This is a genomic window from Bacillus sp. Brlt_9, from assembly GCF_051948935.1.
Taxonomy (GTDB): Bacteria; Bacillota; Bacilli; order Bacillales; family Bacillaceae_G; genus Bacillus_A.
In genome coordinates, this window is sequence record NZ_JAYJLO010000002.1 from 801,077 (window position 1) to 817,532 (window position 16,456).

The 16,456-nt window shown below is 35.3% G+C and carries 13 protein-coding genes and 1 riboswitch; of the genes, 8 read left to right on the plus strand and 5 right to left on the minus strand.

Annotation, left to right across the window (positions count from 1 at the left end; all coding sequences use genetic code 11):
* The first annotated feature begins 103 nt into the window (after positions 1–103).
* Entirely contained in the window at positions 104–1,783 is a 1,680-nt protein-coding gene (gene malL, locus VF726_RS10530; RefSeq protein ID WP_440167892.1) for an oligo-1,6-glucosidase, read from the plus strand.
* Between the two features lie 39 nt (positions 1,784–1,822).
* On the opposite strand, the gene VF726_RS10535 is transcribed toward malL, so the two are convergent.
* Entirely contained in the window at positions 1,823–3,583 is a 1,761-nt protein-coding gene (locus VF726_RS10535; protein ID WP_440167894.1) for an alpha-glycosidase, read from the minus strand.
* 323 nt (positions 3,584–3,906) lie between these two features.
* Here VF726_RS10535 and VF726_RS10540 point away from each other — a divergent pair, with 323 nt between their 5' ends.
* The 4 genes from VF726_RS10540 (at position 3,907) to malR (ending at position 8,681) form a co-directional block, all read left to right on the plus strand.
* Positions 3,907–5,166 (plus strand): extracellular solute-binding protein, encoded by a 1,260-nt coding sequence (locus VF726_RS10540; protein WP_440167895.1) that lies wholly within the window; start codon positions 3,907–3,909, stop codon positions 5,164–5,166.
* Between the two features lie 64 nt (positions 5,167–5,230).
* Positions 5,231–6,532: a maltosaccharide ABC transporter permease MalC gene (gene malC / locus VF726_RS10545; RefSeq protein ID WP_071713149.1), complete on the plus strand. Its 1,302-nt coding sequence runs from the start codon at positions 5,231–5,233 to the stop codon at positions 6,530–6,532.
* Entirely contained in the window at positions 6,533–7,375 is an 843-nt protein-coding gene (gene malD / locus VF726_RS10550) for a maltosaccharide ABC transporter permease MalD (RefSeq protein WP_001022602.1), read from the plus strand.
* Between the two features lie 283 nt (positions 7,376–7,658).
* Positions 7,659–8,681, plus strand: coding sequence for a maltose operon transcriptional repressor MalR (gene malR, locus VF726_RS10555; protein WP_016086486.1), 1,023 nt, complete (start codon positions 7,659–7,661; stop codon positions 8,679–8,681).
* Positions 8,682–8,696: 15 nt separating this feature from the next.
* Here the strand turns inward: malR and VF726_RS10560 are convergent, their stop codons facing one another.
* Together VF726_RS10560 and VF726_RS10565 are read right to left on the minus strand one after the other, a co-directional pair.
* Positions 8,697–9,860, minus strand: coding sequence for an aminotransferase A (locus VF726_RS10560; protein WP_440167898.1), 1,164 nt, complete (start codon positions 9,858–9,860; stop codon positions 8,697–8,699).
* 123 nt (positions 9,861–9,983) lie between these two features.
* Positions 9,984–10,184 carry a hypothetical protein gene (locus tag VF726_RS10565; protein WP_440167900.1) on the minus strand — a complete coding sequence of 67 codons (201 nt, stop codon included), beginning with the start codon at positions 10,182–10,184 and terminating at the stop codon, positions 9,984–9,986.
* 309 nt (positions 10,185–10,493) lie between these two features.
* On the opposite strand from VF726_RS10565, the gene kinB reads away from it, so the two are divergent.
* Positions 10,494–11,768 carry a sporulation sensor histidine kinase KinB gene (kinB, locus tag VF726_RS10570; protein ID WP_440167902.1) on the plus strand — a complete coding sequence of 425 codons (1,275 nt, stop codon included), beginning with the start codon at positions 10,494–10,496 and terminating at the stop codon, positions 11,766–11,768.
* Between the two features lie 53 nt (positions 11,769–11,821).
* On the opposite strand, the gene VF726_RS10575 is transcribed toward kinB, so the two are convergent.
* Entirely contained in the window at positions 11,822–12,571 is a 750-nt protein-coding gene (locus VF726_RS10575) for a DUF3967 domain-containing protein (protein ID WP_440167904.1), read from the minus strand.
* A 236-nt stretch (positions 12,572–12,807) separates the two neighbouring features.
* Between VF726_RS10575 and nucA the strand changes: the two genes are divergently transcribed.
* Positions 12,808–13,242, plus strand: a complete 435-nt coding sequence (nucA, locus tag VF726_RS10580; protein WP_000811502.1) for a DNA-entry nuclease — start codon at positions 12,808–12,810, stop codon at positions 13,240–13,242.
* Positions 13,243–13,277: 35 nt separating this feature from the next.
* On the plus strand, positions 13,278–13,667 hold the full coding sequence (gene comJ, locus VF726_RS10585; RefSeq protein WP_440167906.1) for a competence protein ComJ: 390 nt from the start codon (positions 13,278–13,280) through the stop codon (positions 13,665–13,667).
* A 37-nt stretch (positions 13,668–13,704) separates the two neighbouring features.
* Here comJ and metE read toward each other — a convergent pair whose 3' ends face one another.
* On the minus strand, positions 13,705–15,993 hold the full coding sequence (metE, locus tag VF726_RS10590; protein ID WP_440167908.1) for a 5-methyltetrahydropteroyltriglutamate--homocysteine S-methyltransferase: 2,289 nt from the start codon (positions 15,991–15,993) through the stop codon (positions 13,705–13,707).
* 128 nt (positions 15,994–16,121) lie between these two features.
* Positions 16,122–16,309, minus strand: a riboswitch (cobalamin riboswitch).
* Positions 16,310–16,456: the final 147 nt, after the last annotated feature.

Genomic DNA, 16,456 nt, shown 5'->3' on the forward strand with positions numbered 1-16,456 from the left:
TAAGCGCTATTTTAAATTAAGATAGAATCTGTTATCATTCATTAGTGAAAACGTTTGCGCCTTAAAAAAGAAAATCGAATTATTAATGAAATGGGGTAGCATAATGGAAAAACAGTGGTGGAAAGAAAGTGTAGTATATCAAATTTATCCTCGTAGCTTTATGGATAGTAACGGTGATGGTATTGGGGATCTTCGTGGCATTATTTCAAAGCTAGATTACTTAAAAGAATTAGGGATTGATGTAATTTGGTTATCGCCAGTCTATGAATCTCCAAATGACGATAATGGTTATGATATAAGTGATTATTGTAAAATTATGAATGAGTTCGGAACAATGGAAGATTGGGATGAGCTATTACATGAAATGCATGAACGTAATATGAAACTTATGATGGACTTAGTTGTTAATCATACTTCTGATGAACATAATTGGTTTATTGAATCACGTAAATCAAAAGATAATAAATATAGAGATTACTATATGTGGCGTCCTGGAAAAGAAGGAAAAGAGCCGAATAACTGGGGAGCAGCTTTTAGTGGATCAGCATGGCAGTATGATGAAATGACAGATGAATATTATTTACATCTGTTTTCTAAAAAACAGCCAGATTTAAATTGGGATAATGAAAAGGTAAGACAAGATGTTTATGAAATGATGAAGTTTTGGTTAGAGAAAGGAATTGATGGCTTCCGTATGGATGTTATTAATTTTATTTCTAAAGAAGAGGGATTACCAACTGTTGAAACAGAAGAAGAGGGATATGTTTCAGGTCATAAGCATTTTATGAACGGTCCAAACATTCATAAATATTTACATGAAATGAATGAAGAAGTATTGTCTCATTATGATATTATGACGGTTGGTGAAATGCCTGGTGTAACGACAGAAGAAGCGAAATTGTATACTGGGGAAGAACGAAAAGAACTGCAGATGGTATTCCAATTTGAACATATGGATTTAGACTCAGGAGAAGGCGGGAAATGGGATGTAAAACCATGTTCACTCCTTACTTTAAAAGAGAATTTAACGAAGTGGCAAAAAGCGTTAGAGCATACGGGCTGGAATAGTCTGTATTGGAATAACCATGATCAGCCGCGCGTGGTATCTCGTTTTGGTAATGATGAAACGTATCGCATTGAATCTGCGAAAATGTTAGCAACGGTGCTTCATATGATGAAAGGGACACCGTATATTTATCAAGGGGAAGAAATCGGAATGACGAACGTTCGATTCGAATCGATTGATGAATATCGAGATATTGAAACATTAAATATGTATAAGGAAAAAGTTATAGAGCGCGGTGAAGATATAGAGAAAGTGATGCAGTCTATCTATATAAAAGGGCGAGATAATGCTAGAACACCGATGCAGTGGGATGATGAAGATCATGCCGGATTCACAACAGGTGAGCCTTGGATTACGGTAAATCCTAACTATAAAGAAATCAATGTGAAACAAGCGATCCAAAATAAAGATTCAATTTTTTATTACTATAAAAAATTAATTGAGTTACGTAAAAATAATGAGATTATTGTGTATGGATCATATGATTTAATATTAGAGAATAATCCTTCTATTTTTGCATACGTAAGAACATATGGAGAAGAAAAACTTCTTGTTATTGCAAACTTTACTGGGGAAGAATGTGTATTCGAATTGCCAGAGGACATTAGTTATAGTGAAGTAGAGCTATTCATACACAATTATGAAGCGGCTAAGAATGGACCGATAGAAAGTATGCCATTACGTCCGTATGAAGCAATGGTATTCAAATTGAAATAAGAGAAATCCTTATACCACTTCGGTATAAGGATTTTTTGATTACCATTTTAATATGGAGAATCCATATGGAGGAAGTGTAACTTGTAATACACTTGCTTCCGCTGAAAATTCTTCGTTAGTATAAATATTAATGATTTTCTTTCCAGTAACATGGAGAGGGAGTGAAGCTGTAATGTCACTATTAGTCGGATTTAAAACGAAAAAGATCGTTTCATCTTCATACGTTTTCGTATAAGTAATATAATTATGCTCATCATTTGCTTCAATGAATTGGAAAGTGCCGTGTCCTCCAAATGATTTATACTGCTTTCGTAATGAAATTAATGTTTGTACATGTGTAAATAATGTATGATCTTGTTCTTTCGTATCCCAAACCATACATTTGCGGCAAGCTGGGTCCATACCACCGTCCATACCAATTTCGTCTCCATAATAAATACAAGGGGAGCCGATGAAAGAAAGGTGGAATACATAAAGTAACTTTAATTTATTTTTATCTCCGTTGCATGTTGTTAATATTCTTGGTGTATCATGGCTGTCTAATAAATGAAATGCTGCTTCATTTACATTCATAGAGTAGGAATGTAGAGATTCTGTAATTTGTTTCATAAATTCATTTGCCTTAATGGAATCGTTAGCAAAGTAAGACAGTAGAGCATTTGTAACGGGATAGCTCATTACAGCATCAAATTGATCTCCTTGTAGCCATGGAAGTGCATCGTGCCAAATTTCTCCTAAAATATATACTTCAGAATTTAATACCTTGATCTCACTTCGGAATTCTCTCCAAAAGCTATGGTCGACTTCATTTGCTACATCAAGGCGCCAACCGTCTATGTTGAACTCTCTTACCCAATAACGTCCTACTTCAAGTAAGTATTCTTTTACATCTGGGTGTGCTGTATTTAATTTAGGCATATACGGTGTGAATGCGAAAGTATCATAATTTGGAAATGGCTCAGTTCGAATTGGGAACTCATGAATATGGAACCATTCTTTATATGCTGACTGCTCACCATTTTCTAGTACATCTTGAAATTTATCAAAAAAGTATCCGCTATGATTAAATACGGCATCGAGCATTACTTTTATACCGTGTGTATGACATGCCTGAACGAGTTCTTTGAACGTTTCTTTTGTGCCAAATTGCGGATCGATTTCCATGTAGTCAATTGTGTCATATTTATGGTTGGAATGTGCTTTGAAAATAGGGGTGAAATATATTCCCGAAATTCCAAGGTTCACAAGGTAATCAAGATTTTGAATAACACCAGCAAAATCTCCCCCGAAGAAATTAGTTGGAGTTGGCTCAGCGCTACCCCAAGGAAGGGTGTTTTCTGGATTTAGTGCACGATCTCCATTAGCGAACCGTTCCGGGAAAATTTGATACCAAACAGTATCTTTAATCCAGGAAGGTGCTTTGAATACATCATGCGCATGAATAAATGGGAAACAGAAAAAGTTACCAACGTCATCATTTGGAATGTTGGAAAAAAATCCTCGCTCTGCATAAATAAGTGTTTCTGTCTCCGCTTTTAATTCAAATCCATAACGTAAGCGCTTAAATTTCGGTTCGATGGAAATGGACCAAAAATCAAACAATGCAGTAGAACCAGTTTTTTTCATCGGTGTACTTGATGTAATCCATTTCCCGTCTTTCCAATCATAAGGATCACCATAAATAAGAGTGGCGCTTTGAACATCATCTCTTTTCGTACGTATTCGGATGTGAATCGTTTTTTCATCGTAAGCGTATGCATAATTATCTTTTGGCCTATGATAAATGGCTTCTTTAAGCATATAGAAAATCCCCCTTTAATATCTCCATGCATATTGTTCCCTTAAGTATAATAATAAAGTCTATGTTGCAAACGATTGCTTTTTGCATAGCTTTAATATTGTTTATAAGAGTAGTATTCATTTCATATAAAGTCAATGTATAAAGAATGTAGGAATAATATTTTAAAATTAATATTTGCAAAATGAATAAAAGAATGTATAATGATAGACAAATAGCGCAAACGTTTTCATAGATTGAGATATTGTTTGCGCTTCTATTAAACCATCCAATGCAAACGTTTTCAATTAGTAAGGTACATATACAATTTAGGGAGGTTTTTGGGATGAAGAAAGCATTATCATTATTAACGGTTTCAGTATTATCAATTGGTATGTTATCTGCATGTGGACCGAAAGATTCAGGGAAAAAAGAAGAAAGTAAAGCAAAGAAAGATTACGATCTTCTCGTTTGGGAAGATGATAAAAAAGGTGTTGGTTTAGAACCAGCAGTGAAAAGCTTTGAGGAAAAATATAAAGTAAAAGTAAAAGTTGTTGAAATGCAAATGACAGATCAAGTGAAGAAGTTACGCCTTGATGGACCAGCGGGGACTGGACCAGATGTTGTAACATTGCCACATGATCAAATCGGAAACGCAGTAACAGAAGGTTTACTTTCTGAAGTGAAAGCTGATGATGCTATAAAGAGTAAATTTACTGACTCATCAATAGCAGCCCAGACATATAACGGAAAATTATATGGTTTACCAAAAGCAATTGAGACACCAATCTTTATTTACAATAAAAAATTAATGCCAAAAGCACCAGAAACGATGGACGAGCTGTTTAACTTCTCAAAAGAATTTACGAAGGATGGCAAGTACGGATTTTTAACACTAGGAGATAATTTCTACTTTGCGAATGCATTTATGGCAGGTATGGGTGGTTATGTGTTTGGTGAAAAAGATGGAAAGCCAAATGCAAGTGATGTTGGATTAAATAATAGCGGAGCAGTACAAGGGGCGGAATACCTTCAGAAATGGTACAAAGAAAAGTTATTCCCGAAAGGTATTATTGGTGAATCTGGTGGACCTGCTGCTGATGGACTATTTAACGAAGGAAAAGCAGCATCTATCATGAACGGTCCATGGGCGTTCCAAGCAATGGAAAAGAACGGAATTGATTATGGTGTTGCTCCAATGCCGAAATTACCAAATGGTCAACCAATGAAAACGTTTGTTGGGGTTAAAGGATGGCATGTAACAAGTTTCTCTAAACAAAATGATTTAGCTACAAAGTTCACTGAATGGGTAACAAATGAAGAGAACGCAAAAATTCGATTTGAGAAAACAAAAGAAATTCCTCCAGTCAAAGCGGTAATGGAAGATCCAATTATTAAAGATAATGAAGCTGCAAAAGCAGTTGCAACGCAATCTGAAAATGGAATTCCAATGCCGAATATTCCAGAAATGCAAGAAGTATGGAAACCAGCTGGAGATGCGCTTCAATTAGTTGTTACGGAGAAAGAGGCACCAAAAGCAGCACTTGATAATGCAGTGAAGCAAATTAAAGGTAATATTGAGGCAAATCATAGTAAGCAAAAATAAGGTGAAATTCGTGCCTCTAACATGAGAGGCACGAATTCTCTCCCAGAAAAAAGGGGGAAGGAACATGCAAACATCTATGGAACCAGCAAACGGCTTAAATGGTTCAAAGCATAGGAAAATGGCAACCATGTTATCAATCATTCCAGGCATGGGCCAAATGTATAATAAACAATTTGTAAAAGGTCTTATTTTTCTAGTATTAACAGGTTCATTTATTGTAGCCTTTGCTGATTTATTAAATATGGGATTATGGGGAATTGTAACGCTTGGTACAGAAGTTCCACGTGACCATTCTGTCTTTCTATTAGTAGAAGGAATCTTGGCACTCATCGTCATCGTGTTTGGACTTGGAATATATGCATTTAATTTATATGATGCATACCAAAACGGGAAGAAACGTGATATAGGAACACCGTTAAACTCTGTAAAAGAGCAATACCGTAATTTGCTAGATCAAGGTTTTCCGTATTTAATGGTTTCACCAGGTTTTCTATTACTTATCTTTGTAGTTGTATTTCCAATCATCTTCGTAATTTTAATTGGATTTACGAACTATGATTTATATCATTCTCCTCCAGCTAAATTAGTAGATTGGGTAGGATTTAAAAACTTTATTGATATCTTTACATTACCGATGTGGAGAGAGACGTTTTTAAGTGTATTTTCTTGGACTGTCATTTGGACATTCGTTGCAACGACATTACAAGTTGCGCTTGGTATTTTCTTAGCAATTATCGTAAACCAGCCTGGTATTAAAGGAAAGGCGATCATTCGAACAATTTTCATTTTACCGTGGGCGGTTCCGGCATTCGTATCTATTCTCGTTTTCTCTGGTATGTTTAATGAAACATTTGGAGCAATTAACAATCAAGTATTAGCTTTATTCGGAATTGAAAAGATCGCTTGGATGACAGATCCATTTTGGGCGAAGATTGCTTTAATTATGATTCAAACATGGCTTGGATTCCCATTCGTCTTTGCAATGACGACAGGTATACTGCAATCGATTCCAGGAGAATTATATGAAGCAGCTACAGTAGATGGAGCTACAGCTTGGCAACAGTTTCGTAAAATTACATTGCCACTTGTTTTATATGCAACAGCACCAATATTAATTACGCAATATACGTTTAACTTTAATAACTTTAGTATCATCTACCTATTTAACGGCGGAGGTCCTGCTGTAGCTGGACAAGACGCAGGTGGAACAGATATTTTAATTTCATGGATTTATAAGTTAACGATGACTTCGGCGCAGTACGGTAAAGCAGCAGCTCTTACAATGATATTATCGTTAATCGTTATTACAGTTGCGTTATGGCAATTTAAGAGAACAAAATCATTCCAAGAAGAGGATATGATGTAAATGAATATTAAAAGACAAAAGATGTTACGTCTCTCATTAAGTTATCTCGTTATTTTCATAATGTGTGCCATCATTTTCTATCCATTATTATGGATTATTGGCTCATCGTTTAATCCGGGTGATAGTTTATCAGGATCAAGTATTATTCCGCAAAATGCAACGTTAGATCATTATCGTAAGTTATTAGATTTAGAGAATAGTAATTATTTACTATGGTATAAAAACACATTAAAAGTAAGTGTTTTAACGATGATTTTCTCAGTATTAGCAATTAGTTTTACTGCTTATGCATTTTCGAGATACCGTTTTGTTGGAAGAAAAAATGGTTTATTAACATTTTTAATTCTGCAAATGATTCCAAACTTTGCAGCGTTAATCGCTCTATACGTATTAGCACAGTTAACAGGATTAATTGATACGCACCTTGCATTAATTTTAATTTATGTGGGCGGGGCAATCCCGATGAATACGTGGCTTATGAAAGGATATTTTGATACGATTCCGAAAGAATTGGATGAATCAGCTCGTATGGATGGGGCAGGACATTTCCGTATTTTTTGGCAAATCATTATGCCGCTTGCAAAGCCAATCGTAGCAGTTGTAGCGTTATTCACTTTTATCGGTCCATTTACAGATTTCATTTTAGCGAGTATTATTTTGCGCACACCGGAAAATTATACGTTAGCAGTTGGTTTATATGAAATGGTAGCGAAGAAATTTGGTAATGAATTTACAACATTTGCAGCGGGTTCAGTATTAATTGCAATCCCAATTTCAATTTTATTCCTATCACTACAAAAATATTTTATCTCTGGTTTAACTGCTGGAGGTACGAAAGGATGAAAAATGGGACATTACGTCCCATTTTTCTTTTCATCTCCCTATAAAAAGTTTTATAGGGAGATGAAAAGAGATTTGACATCACATGTGAAAAGAAGTGAAATAAATAGTATATTATAGTATAGGAAAAAAGAGCTATATCCCTTACAATACATGGAGAGGGAGAATATGATAGGTTTTGCAAGATAGAATCAATGAAAGTTTATGACTTCTCCTATTACTTGCAACGGGTGCAAGATTAAAAATATATATAAAATGGCAGAGAAGTGAAAGGAGGGGGATTTTTATGACAGTTACAATTAAAGATGTGGCGAAGAAGGCGAATGTAGCACCATCTACCGTTTCTCGTGTAATTGCTGATAATCCAAGTATAAGTGAAAAAACAAAGCGTCGTGTTCGGAAAGTAATGAGTGAACTAGGGTATCATCCAAATTTAAACGCAAGAAACCTAGCTAACCAAACAACAAAAACACTTGGCCTTGTTATGCCAAGTTCTGCAAGTAAAGCTTTTCAAAATCCGTTTTTCCCAGAAGTTATAAGAGGGATTAGTTCATTTGCACATGTGGAAGGGTATGCGCTTTATATGTCGACAGGTGAAACGGAAGATGAAATTTTTAATGGTGTTGTAAAGATGGTGCAGGGACGCCAAATTGGTGGCATTATTCTCTTATATTCAAGAGAGAATGACCGGATTATTCAATATTTGCATGAACAAAATTTCCCGTTTGTTTTAATTGGGAAACCATATGATCGAAAAGATGAAATTACATATGTAGATAATGACAATTATACAGCTGCAAGAGAAGTAGCAGAATATTTGATTTCATTAGGTCATAAACAAATCGCGTTCATCGGCGGCGGATCAGATTTACTTGTAACGAGGGATCGTTTGGCTGGTATGAGTGATGCTTTAAAATTAGCAGACATTGTATTACCGAAAGAGTATATTTTACATTTTGATTTTTCAAGAGAAAGTGGTCAACAAGCCGTGGAGGAATTAATGGGGCTGAAGCAACCACCAACAGCAATTATGGCAACGGATGACTTAATTGGACTTGGTGTGTTAAGTGCACTTTCTAAAAAAGGATTTGTTGTACCGAAGGATGTTTCTATTGTAAGCTTTAATAATGCTTTATTATCAGAAATTGCAAGCCCGCCACTTTCAACAGTTGATGTGAATATATATCAGCTAGGATATGAAGCTGCAAAAGCTTTAGTTGATAAAGTAGAGAATGCAGAGTCTACTGCAAAGTGTATCATTATTCCGCATAAATTACTGAAGCGTCAAACTTGCGACCATTATGCATAACAAAAAGCTAAGAGTTTAACTCTTAGCTTTTTGTTGTAGAAAGGCTTCTAAACGGTCACAGCCTTCTTTTAAAGTTTCGATGCTATATGCATAGGATAAGCGAAGGTAGCCTTCACCATATTCAGAGAATGCTGTTCCAGGAACGACGGCAAGTCCAGCTTCTTTCACAAGGTCAAGTGCAAAATCAAATGATGAAGATGTTAAATGGCCAACATATGGGAATAAGTAAAATGCACCTGTGGGCTTCTCAACTGTTAAGCCCATTTGAATGAGTCTATTATATACGTAATCACGGCGTTTTATGTATTGATGACGCATCATTTTTGGTGCATCTTTAGCAGCTGTTAATGCTTCAATTGCAGCGTATTGAGCGATTGAAGTAGCACAAGTTACGTTATATTGATGAACTTTTAATATATGTCCTGCTAAATAGCTTGGTGCGAATAATAGACCGATACGCCAGCCAGTCATAGAATGAGATTTTGATAAACCGTTAATGACGATAGTCTTTTCACGCATTTCTGGGAAATGGGCAATAGATGTATGCTTTTGTTCATATACAAGTTCGCTATAAATTTCATCAGAAAGGACGAAAATATTTTTATCTTTTAAAACATCTACAATATCTTGTAGTTCTTCTTTTGATAAAGTTACACCAGTTGGATTAGAAGGATACGGCAGTACGACGCATCTTGTTTTTTCTGTAATAGCATTTTCTAGTGCTTCAGCTGTTAATCGGAAGCCAGTTTCACGAACATCGATAAAAATAGGTGTTGCGCCGCATAATCGAATAATCGGCTCGTATCCTGGATAAATAGGGGCAGGTAAAATGACTTCTGTTCCTGGCTCTAAAATCGTTCGGAATGCAACATCAATTGCTTCACTGGCACCGATTGTAACGATGGTTTCGTTTTCAGGTGAATACTGTAAATCGTAGTTATCTTTTACAAAATTACAAGCTGCCTTGCGTAATTCTAGTAAACCAGCGTTATGTGTATAGCTCGTATAATTTTCTGTAATAGCCCGTTTTGCCGCTTCTTTTACGAGAGAAGGTGTGGGAAAATCAGGTTGTCCAATTGTTAAAGAGATAAGATTATCATAATTTTGAATCATGTTAGAGAATTGACGGATTCCAGAAATCTGGATGTCCTTCACTCTAGGATTAATGAATTGTTCCATTGTATCTCCCTTTCTTCCGTTTGAAAATTAAGTTCATTTTAACATATTTTCTATAATTTCGCTTGCGTATATGTTAGGTAGAAAGAGGAGGGATAATAGAAAAAAAGCCGCTGTAAGCGACTTTTAATATCCGTACTCCCAATCTATTTCATCTTCATTCCAAAGTACAGAGGATACTTTGCCAAAGTGAACAACTGATTCATTCACAGCACATGTGCAATTTTCATCTCCTGTTTTATGCTGCAACTCTTCATATACTGATTTTTCAACATTCTCTAGAACGACCAAATTTTCTTCTTTTAAAACAAGCGTAGTACCCGCCATATTTATCTTCCTCCTACTAAAATAATGATCACTTATTTGTAAACATAGATAGTATGGATTATATGCTGTATTTTGCTATAGTTGTCCGTCTCATGAAGTATTTTTTATTTTCTTTGTAATCCGTATTCATTGTATACTGCCCAGCAGAAATTTGGTACAGGGTTTACATTCATTTCGAAAATCTGTAACAATTATTATGCGTTGTTAACAAAGAATTAACAAATATGTTAAGAAAAATCAAAATCTTACAACAAATACGTCGGTAAAATGATATAATCATATCAAAATACATATAGGGGATGAGAGGCTATGGAGCTTATCCGTGATTTAATGATCCAAATTGCCATCATAATTTTGCCACTATTTTTATATGAAGCGATTCGTTTAAATCGTTATCAAGAAATGCCTCCGAAGCCAAATCGCTACTTTATTATGTTCTTATCTAGCATTACACTCGTTCTCTCCATGACATACTCTATTTGTTTTGGTGACGTTTGTGGGTATAACTTTCACCCAATCCCGATTGTTAGTGGTTTTCTATATGGTGGAATTGTTGGTTTAATCCCGGCCGTTATTTTTGTTGCATATGAATGGGCGCTAAAGGGGGTAAACCTCCTTCCAGTCATAGAAATAATATTTCTATTGATAGTTCCATTATTTTTATCAAAGAAATGGTCTCTATTTTCAAGGGATAAGAAGCTAATTCTGGCATTTATGATTTCATCATTGTACGTACTTGTTACTTTAGTGATTGGGATGATTAACGTTCTGTTAGAAACGGGGTTTACACCGTATGTTTCCCAACTATATAGCGGATATATATTTGCTTCGCTTATTATGGTTATGACAATGGTGTTTCAGGTGTACTTAACAGAATATTTAAATGAAAATGCAATACTGCGTACAGAGATGCAAAAGTCAGAAAAGCTTAATATTGTAAGTGAGTTAGCAGCAAGTGTTGCACATGAGGTTCGAAATCCGCTCACTGTTGTTCGTGGATTTATCCAATTGCTAGAAAGTACGGAAGATGTGAAGAATAAGGATTATATGCGTCTCGTATTAGCTGAATTGGACCGGGCAGAACAAATTATTTCGGATTATTTGAATTTGGCAAGGCCACAAATTGAAAAAAAAGAACATATTTGCTTATCCGCTCAATTAATAGAAATGACAACTCTTATGTCATCATTTGCAGCGATGCAAGGTGTATATTTGCAAGTTGAGATTTCTGAAAGTCTTTATACGATTGGTGATAAGACGAAATTGAAGCAAGCGATTATGAATGTTGTTAAAAATGGTATTGAAGCAATTCAAGGAAATAAAGGATATTTAAAAGTAACGGCTATGCAAAAAGATGAAACGATTGTAATAAGAGTTAAAGATAGTGGTGTTGGAATGACGAAAGAACAGTTGGCAAGGCTCGGACAACCGTATTATTCTTTAAAAGAAAAAGGGACAGGATTAGGGCTTATGGTAACATTTAGTATTTTACAAGCGCATAATGGTACGCTGGAATATAAAAGTGAAAGTGGGAAAGGGACTGAAGCGATTATTATATTGCCAGCTGTACGAAATAAGGAATAAAAGTTACCGTTGGAAGGTAACTTTTTATTTTATATTAGAAAAAATCTATTATATTATTCAGTTGTTTTTTCTTGTTTTGTTCGGCTAAATAAACTTCTAAATGATTGGAAAAAGCTTTGTTCTTTTGATGCGGCGACCAGTCTTTTTGTTTCTTGAATTTCGCGAATTACTTGCATAAGTTGTGCATCACGATTACTGTCTTTATTATAAATTTGATTTACGAGTTTATTCATCTTTTCTTCTTGCTTAGATTCTCGTTTATACATATGATTCATTAATAAGTCCATCTTTTCTTTTTGCAAGGCATCTGTTTGAGCGGCATGATCGACTAACTCTTGTAGCATTTTTTCTTGAGATCCTTCTTTTACATAAACTTGTTGCATCAATTCATCTAGCTTTTCATCTTTTAAACGATTTTGAGTAATAAGGGTAGAATTTTGATGAATAATTGCTTCATTTAATTGAGCGAGCATTTCAAGTTTTAACATGAACTCCTCGAAGTTACGCCCATCTTCTTTTTCTTTCGGTTGTATTTCTTGTTTATCTTGTATAACTGGTACAGGTCGGGCCTCTTTTTCTTTTAAAATAATTGGTATCGTTTCTGAAATATCTTCTTGCAATGTAGCAGCTCTTTCATGAATAGATTTCAATAGTTTTAAATCATCCAGCTTATAAATACGGGCATCAGCTGTTTTGGAAATCATATAACCATGTTCCTCTAACAGTTGACTATATTTGCGAACTATATGTTTTGGGATGCCTGTTTTACTCGTGACATCTTTCGTTTTATAGGTAGCTTCCATAATATTTCCTCCCCAAAAAGTATCGTATATATCATTTCAATCTTTTATGAGGACTTCCTTTGAAAAAGAATGTCGGAAGGTTATTAGTTTTCTACAGCATTAGTGAAAAGATGAAGAAAAATGAGGGTTTTTGGCGGAATGGCGAAGAAGAGCTAAAATAATGTCTGAAAACATATACAGAAGAAGTTTGTTATAATAACTGAGGAAAAGAAACTGGTAGAATCATGGAGGTATACATGAAGCAATTAAAAGGTATTATCATTTCAATTATTGCAATTCTTTCTATTGTAGTAGCGGTGTATGAAGTACTTGTTCCAGAGGAAACAAGTATCAAAAAAACAAATGCGTATGATCAAGTTCTAGAATTTCCGAAAGAGCGATATCCAGAGACAGGAAAACATATTACGGATGCGATAAAAGAAGGGCACTCAGAAGTTTGTACAATCGACCGTGGTGGCGCTGCGGATAGAAGAAAATTATCGTTAGCTCCATATCCATCAAAAAAGGGGTATGATCGTGATGAATGGCCAATGGCGATGTGTAAAGAAGGTGGAAAAGGAGCACATATTGAATATATAAGTCCAGCCGATAACCGTGGGGCAGGCTCTTGGGTAGGAAATAAGTTAGATAAATATCCAGATGGTACGCGTGTGAAATTTGACGTGAAGTAGTAGTTGCATATTTCATAATGAAGGAGAAGGGAACTATGGAGTTAACAATTTCGTATTCGCAATTAATGTTGATGAACTATGAAGGTGATCAGCCTTACGTTGACTGGACGGATGAAGATTTTGAAAGAGGTTATGCGAAGGCGGATGGAACTGTTATTTTTGAAGCACTCTCTGATTATACTTGTGAAGTAAAAGTGACCCCAGGGAAACATATTGAGAAAGAAGAAGTGATTAGAACAGTTACAGTTCCTTTTACAGTTGAAAATGAATGTATCGTTGTAACAAGTATCCTTTCAAATAAATTTCAAATCCCTATTCCAAATGGTGAGTATACAGTTGTATTACAAGCAACGCCTCTTGAAGAACCAACGGATGATGAATTATATAAAATACAATATGAATTCTTTTTTGAAAGTAAAGAATAAAAAATGGGTTATCCTCAACGAGGATAACCCATTTTTGTTATGCGTTTGTTTTTAGCAGGGAGCGAGCATCTTTTGCTGCTTGCACCATGTGCTCTAAAGCTGGAATAACTTCTTCTGTTCTTCTCGTTTTTAAACCACAATCAGGATTAATCCAGAAATATTTAGGATCGCATACTTGTAAAGATTGTTCTACGATCTTATACATTTCATCTTTACTCGGTACACGCGGACTATGAATATCATATACCCCTAGACCGATACCTTTTTCATATGTTGTATGTTTTAATGTATCAATAAATTCTCCGTGACTTCTTGATGTTTCGATAGAAATCACATCTGCATCTAATGCGCGAATCGCATCAACAATATCTTCGAAGTTACTGTAACACATATGAGTATGAATTTGTGTTTCATTTGCTACAGAAGAAGTTGCTAAAAGGAAGGATTGTACTGCCCATGTAATATAAGCGTCCCAATCTTTTTCTTTTAACGGCATTCCTTCGCGAAGTGCTGGCTCATCGACTTGAATTACTCGAATTCCGGAAGATTCAAGTAGTTCAATTTCGTGACGAAGAGCTAATGCAATTTGATACGAAACTTCTTTTCTTGGAATGTCATTTCGAACGAAGGACCAATTTAAAATCGTAACAGGTCCAGTTAACATTCCCTTTACAACTTTCTCTGTTAAGCTTTGTGCATAAACAGTTTCCTTAATAGTCATTCCGTTAATAAAGGCTACATCACCATAAATAACAGGTGGTTTTACGCAGCGAGAACCGTATGATTGTACCCAACCGTTTTTAGTGAATGAGAAACCAGCAAGGCGTTCACCAAAATATTCGACCATATCAGTTCTTTCAAATTCACCATGTACAAGGACATCAAGGCCAATTTCTTCTTGGTAACGAATCCATTTTTCTGTCTCTTTTTCAATAAATTGTTCATATTGTTCATTTGAAATAACACCGTTACGCCATTCTTTTCGCGTTTGACGAACTTCAGTTGTTTGCGGGAAGCTACCGATTGTTGTTGTTGGTAACAACGGTAACTTTAGGGCAACCTGTTGTAATTCGTAACGTTTTTCAAATGGAAGAGGACGTGAAAAATCTTCTTCTTTTAGTGCTGTTCGTGCTGCTTTAACATCTTCTCGGTTACGTGCAGCAGATGAACGAATTGTATGATGTACGTTTCGATATGTTTCCAGCTCATTACTAATGCTTTCTGTACCTTGAGTCAGAGCGGAATGAATAAGAACTAACTCTTCTAATTTTTGATTTGCAAATGCTAACGCATCAAATAGCTCAGTTGATAAGTGAGTTTCTTCTGTTTTATCGATTGGTGTATGCAATAAGCTACAAGAAGGCTGAACGATGAAATCTTTCGTTTGGACTTGTTTTTGTAACGTTGTAAATAACGTAAGAACTTCATCAAGGTCAGCTCTCCAAATGTTACGGCCATCTATACAACCGACAGCTAAAGTTTTATCAGCTGGGAATCCGTATTTTGAAATAGCATGTAGATTACCTTCTTTACCATGAACGAAATCTAAGCCAATACCGGATACAGGGAATGTAATAATTTCTTCATAGTTTTCTTCTACACTATCAAAATATGTTTGTAAAAGAAGATTCGCATTTGGAACTTCTTTACGAATAGCTTCATAAATTTCTTTTGCTTGTTGAATTTCTTCGTTTGTTAGAGAAGCGAAAATCGGTTCATCAACTTGAATGACTTGTGCACCAGCTGCATGTAGCTCTGAAAGCAGTTGTACGTAAGGGGCAACTAACTGTTTTAAAATAGTAGTAAATTGCTCCTTTGTATAGCCTTTAGCTAATTTCAAGAAAGTATATGGTCCTAAAATAACAGGTTTTCCATCTACTCCTAATTCTTGTTTCGCCTCTTCATATAAGCGAAGTGGACGATTATCTTTTAAAGAGATTTGTAATCCCTCTTCATACTCAGGAACGATATAATGATAGTTTGTGTTAAACCATTTTGTCATTTCGGAAGCTACGTGATCTTTAGAGCCACGCGCCATTGCAAAATATACATCAAGGTAAGATGTAAACTCAGAAAAACGTGATGGGATAAATCCTAGCATATAAGCAGTATCCAAAACGTGATCATAATATGTAAAGTCGCCAACTGGGATGAGCTCAATCCCTTTTTCTTGCTGTACTTTAACGTGTTGAAGGCGAATTTCTTTCATCGTAGTTAAAAATTGGTCTTCATCGATTTTATTGGACCAAAAAGCTTCCAATGTTTTTTTCCACTCTCTTTGTAGTCCGATACGTGGATAACCTAAATTACTTGTTTGAATTGCCATTTCAAATTCCTCCCTAATTGAAAGTAAGCATTTCCGTTTACTAGGAAATACCTATAACAAAAAGTATAAAGGCATAGAGAATAAGCCTTCCTTTTTGTTTTAACACCTCATCATCATCCGTGAATCTATCAGTGTTGTTAAAACAGGCAGGTCTCCTGACTTAAGCTTCATATAATTTCTTTCACCTTCCCGTTTTCACAGTGGCACTAAAAAGAAATCTCAGCATTTACAGTGGCGGGACCGTGTTGGAGTTTCACCAAGCTTCCCTTTTAAACACGAAACGAAATTTTCGTGTACCTATTTTCCTTTTGAAAGGAAGTTAACAAGCGATATGATATTGAAACAAATTCTAACACAATTTTTGGAATTTTGTCTACTGTTTTAAAATAAGAAAATTCTAAAGTTTTTTATTTTGATTATTCATATTATTTTGATTTTTTAGAGGTGAATCGCGATTAAACAT

Excerpts from the sequence above, each read along its gene's own strand:
- malD (WP_001022602.1), top strand. The coding sequence starts at position 6,533 with ATGAATATTAAAAGACAAAAGATGTTACGTCTCTCATTAAGTTATCTC.
- VF726_RS10565 (WP_440167900.1), bottom strand. The coding sequence starts at position 10,184 with ATGGCGGGTACTACGCTTGTTTTAAAAGAAGAAAATTTGGTCGTTCTA.
- malC (WP_071713149.1), top strand. The coding sequence starts at position 5,231 with ATGCAAACATCTATGGAACCAGCAAACGGCTTAAATGGTTCAAAGCAT.
- VF726_RS10540 (WP_440167895.1), top strand. The coding sequence starts at position 3,907 with ATGAAGAAAGCATTATCATTATTAACGGTTTCAGTATTATCAATTGGT.
- VF726_RS10535 (WP_440167894.1), bottom strand. The coding sequence starts at position 3,583 with ATGCTTAAAGAAGCCATTTATCATAGGCCAAAAGATAATTATGCATAC.
- malR (WP_016086486.1), top strand. The coding sequence starts at position 7,659 with ATGACAGTTACAATTAAAGATGTGGCGAAGAAGGCGAATGTAGCACCA.
- kinB (WP_440167902.1), top strand. The coding sequence starts at position 10,494 with ATGGAGCTTATCCGTGATTTAATGATCCAAATTGCCATCATAATTTTG.
- VF726_RS10560 (WP_440167898.1), bottom strand. The coding sequence starts at position 9,860 with ATGGAACAATTCATTAATCCTAGAGTGAAGGACATCCAGATTTCTGGA.
- comJ (WP_440167906.1), top strand. The coding sequence starts at position 13,278 with ATGGAGTTAACAATTTCGTATTCGCAATTAATGTTGATGAACTATGAA.
- malL (WP_440167892.1), top strand. The coding sequence starts at position 104 with ATGGAAAAACAGTGGTGGAAAGAAAGTGTAGTATATCAAATTTATCCT.
- nucA (WP_000811502.1), top strand. The coding sequence starts at position 12,808 with ATGAAGCAATTAAAAGGTATTATCATTTCAATTATTGCAATTCTTTCT.
- VF726_RS10575 (WP_440167904.1), bottom strand. The coding sequence starts at position 12,571 with ATGGAAGCTACCTATAAAACGAAAGATGTCACGAGTAAAACAGGCATC.
- metE (WP_440167908.1), bottom strand. The coding sequence starts at position 15,993 with ATGGCAATTCAAACAAGTAATTTAGGTTATCCACGTATCGGACTACAA.